This is a genomic window from Pseudomonas sp. Sample_10 (assembly GCF_004321495.1).
In the GTDB taxonomy this organism is placed as follows: Bacteria; Pseudomonadota; Gammaproteobacteria; order Pseudomonadales; family Pseudomonadaceae; genus Aquipseudomonas.
The window spans coordinates 1-3,505 of record NZ_RCOE01000006.1 but is presented as its reverse complement, the minus strand read 5'-3'; the positions used below and the strand labels follow the sequence as shown (position 1 = coordinate 3,505).

The following is a 3,505-nucleotide window of genomic DNA, read 5'->3' as shown; positions in this document are numbered from 1 at the left end:
CGTTGAAGGTACCGCCACCGACGGTCCCTAACCCACAGATGCCTACTTTGACCGGTTTCACTGTGAACTCCCCATAAAACGGCCGACTCGAGGCCGGCCGTGAAAACAGCCGCATGTTCGCGGCTCTCTATTAATGGCCCGGCGATGTTGCTGCCGGACCATGATCGTCAATGGCTGACCGTGACGATGCGAATTTACTTCGCGCCCAGCGCCAGTTTGGCGACTTGTGGCGCAGGCTGGTAGCCCGGAATGACCTGACCATCGGCCAAAACGATGGCCGGTGTACCGTTCACGCCAATCGACTGACCGAGGGCGAACTGTTTGGCAACCGGGTTATCGCACTTGGCGGCCTTGATTTCCTTGCCGTCGACCATTTTGTCCATGGCCGCTTTCTTGTCTTTGGAGCACCACACCGCCTGCAATTGCTCATCACCCGGCGAGCCCAGCCCCTGACGCGGGAACGCCACGTAACGCACTTCGATTCCGCGCTTGTTCAACTCCGGGATTTCGGCGTGCAGCTTGTGGCAGTAGGGGCAAGTGGTGTCGGTGAACACGGTGATGTGCGATTTGGTTTCGCCGATGGCCGGGTACACCACGGTTTCAGCGACCGGGATTTCATTGACCAGTTTGGAAATGCCCAGGCGTTCGGTCTTTTCGGTCAGGTTGACGGGCTTGCCGTCCTTGAGCTGGAACATGTAGCCCTGAACGACATATTGCCCGTCAGCACTGGCATACAGCACGCGGCTGCCCTTGAGTTTGACTTCATACAAACCCGGCAACGGACTGGCGGTGATGGTTTCTACCGGTACTTCGAGCTGGAGGTTTTCCAGACTTTTACGAATGGCTTTGTCGGCCGCGTCATCGGCGACGGCAAAGGTGCTGACCAACGCAATGGCTGCGGCGGCGAAAATCTGGGTCAGACGCATGAGAACTCCTGAAGGCGGACAAATGTGACGATCAGAACGCCCGTGCCGAAACACCGGGTCATAACCGCCCATCGTGCAAACCGACAAAGCCTACCACATAAGGCAACGGTGGCCGAATGCAGGTGACGCAGGACAGCCTACGATGCCTGTTTGGCAATATTCATTGTGGCGAGGGGGTTTACCCCCGTTGGGTTGCGCAGCAACCCCACAATCTGCCACGGGGTTAAATTAGTTGCTCCGTGAGTACCGGTTTACGACTGCTGCGCAGCCGAACGGGGGTAAACCCCCTCGCCACAGATAAGCATTTCAGTTTCAGGAACGGTATTTAGCCGCGCGGATGGTGCTTGGCGTGCAAATCCTGCAATCGCGCCCGGGCGACGTGGGTATAAATCTGCGTTGTCGACAAATCACTGTGCCCCAGCAACATCTGCACCACACGCAAATCCGCACCATGGTTGAGCAGATGCGTGGCGAAGGCATGACGCAGGGTGTGCGGCGACAGCGATTTGCCGATCCCGGCGACTTTGGCCTGATGCTTGATGCGGTGCCAGAACGTCTGACGGGTCATCTGCTCGCCGCGCTGGCTGGGAAACAACACATCGCTGGGACGCCCGCCAAGCAATTCGCCACGGCCATCGCGCATGTAGCGCTCGACCCAGACAATCGCTTCCTCGCCCATCGGCACCAGCCGCTCCTTGCTGCCCTTGCCCATCACACGCAAGACCCCTTGGCGCAAATTGACCTGCTCCAGTGTCAGGCTGATCAGCTCCGTGACCCGCAGCCCGCAGGCGTAGAGCACTTCGAGCATGGCGCGGTCACGCTGGCCGATGGCTTCGCTCAAATCAGGGGCCTTCAGCAGGGCTTCCACATCGGCTTCCGACAAGGATTTGGGCAACGGTCGCCCAAGTTGCGGCATGTCGATCCTTAATGTTGGATCGACCGCGATCAACTTTTCCCGCAGCAGATAGCGATAGAAGCCACGCACGCCAGAGAGAAACCTTGCCGTTGAACGGGGCTTGTAGTTTTGCTCCAGGCGCCAGGCCAGGTGGTCGAGGATCAACTCACGCCCGGCGTTGATCAGCTCCAGGCCCTTTTCCTGCAACCAGCCGTTGAACAGCGCGAGGTCACTGCGATAGGCATCGCGGGTGTTATCGGAAAGACCTTTCTCCAGCCAAAGGGCGTCGAGGAACTGGTCTATCAGGGGATGATCGATGGCGGACATAAAGGCTCAGGCAAGACCGACAGTACGGTCAGGGAAGATAAATCGCAGGCAACAAAAAAGCAGCCCGTAGGCTGCTTTTTTCTGCATCGGAAGCTGGACTTAAGCCAGTTTTTCCTTGATGCGAGCTGCTTTACCAGACAGGTCACGCAGGTAGTACAGCTTGGCTTTACGTACGTCACCGCGACGTTTAACGGCCATGCTGTCGATTTGCGGGCTGTAGGTCTGGAAAGTACGTTCTACGCCAACACCGTTGGAGATTTTACGAACGGTGAATGCACTGTTTACGCCGCGGTTACGCTTGGCGATAACAACACCTTCGAACGCTTGCAGACGCGAACGGTCGCCTTCCTTCACTTTCACCTGAACGACAATGGTGTCGCCCGGGGCAAAGGTAGGGATCTCTTTGGTCATCTGCTCTGCTTCGAGTGCAAGGATGATTTTGTTAGTCATGCTGTGCTCCTAAGGTAAATCGTCGGATCTACCATCGATACGTTGTTAACTATCGTCCCGCTCGCGGATGTATTCCTCGAGCAGCTTCTTCTCTTCTCCAGAAAGCGAGCGGCTTTCCAGAAGATCGGCGCGTCGTTCATAGGTCCGACCAAGGGACTGCTGTAAACGCCAACGCCGGATGTGCGCGTGATTGCCACTTAGCAATACGTCGGGAACACGCTGATCCGCATACACCTCCGGTCGGGTGTAGTGCGGGCAATCCAGCAAACCATCCGTAAAGGAATCTTCCTCGGCGGAGTCCGCATGCCCTAAAGCTCCAGGCAGCAGTCGTGTAACCGCATCGATCAGGACCATCGCCGGCAGCTCGCCGCCAGACAGTACATAGTCGCCAATCGACCACTCTTCATCGACATGAGCATCAATAAAACGCTCGTCAATGCCTTCATAGCGGCCGGCAATCAGGATCAATGCATCCAGATTCGCCAACTCGCGTACCGCCGACTGAGTCAGTTGACGGCCTTGGGGCGACAGGTAAATCACCTTCGCGCCCTCCCCGGCGGCTGCCTTGGCCTGAACCAGAGCATCTTCCAGGGGCTTGATCTTCATCACCATGCCCGGACCACCGCCAAATGGGCGATCATCCACAGTGTGATGTCGATCCGTCGTGTAGTCTCGCGGATTCCAACAGGTGAGCTGCAACAGCCCCTGTTTCACCGCCCGACTGGTGATGCCGTACTCGCTGATGGCGGAGAACATCTCGGGAAACAAACTGATCACTTCTACGCGCAAGTTAGCCACGCTTAGAAATCCGCGTCCCAATCCACCTTCATCTCGCCTGCTGCCAGGTCGACGGCCAACACGCATTGCTCGGTATAGGGCAACAGGCGTTCGCGATCATCCAGGCTGC

General features: G+C 57.4%; 4 protein-coding genes and 1 pseudogene. All 5 read right to left on the bottom strand.

The annotated features are described in order from the left end of the window. Nucleotides 1-194 precede the first annotated feature (194 nt). Nucleotides 195-926: a bifunctional protein-disulfide isomerase/oxidoreductase DsbC gene (gene dsbC / locus D8U18_RS00565; protein ID WP_056853623.1), complete on the bottom strand. Its 732-nt coding sequence runs from the start codon at nt 924-926 to the stop codon at nt 195-197. Between the two features lie 325 nt (nt 927-1,251). Further along, nucleotides 1,252-2,148 carry a site-specific tyrosine recombinase XerD gene (gene xerD / locus D8U18_RS00560; protein ID WP_130906406.1) on the bottom strand — a complete coding sequence of 299 codons (897 nt, stop codon included), beginning with the start codon at nt 2,146-2,148 and terminating at the stop codon, nt 1,252-1,254. A gap of 99 nt (nt 2,149-2,247) precedes the next feature. Next, complete coding sequence (rplS, locus tag D8U18_RS00555) at nt 2,248-2,598, bottom strand: 50S ribosomal protein L19 (protein WP_003175895.1); 351 nt, start codon at nt 2,596-2,598, stop codon at nt 2,248-2,250. Between the two features lie 45 nt (nt 2,599-2,643). Then, nucleotides 2,644-3,396: a tRNA (guanosine(37)-N1)-methyltransferase TrmD gene (gene trmD, locus D8U18_RS00550; protein ID WP_077046481.1), complete on the bottom strand. Its 753-nt coding sequence runs from the start codon at nt 3,394-3,396 to the stop codon at nt 2,644-2,646. Between the two features lie 2 nt (nt 3,397-3,398). Then, nucleotides 3,399-3,505 (bottom strand): annotated as a pseudogene (locus tag D8U18_RS00545) (ribosome maturation factor RimM); the annotation flags it as partial.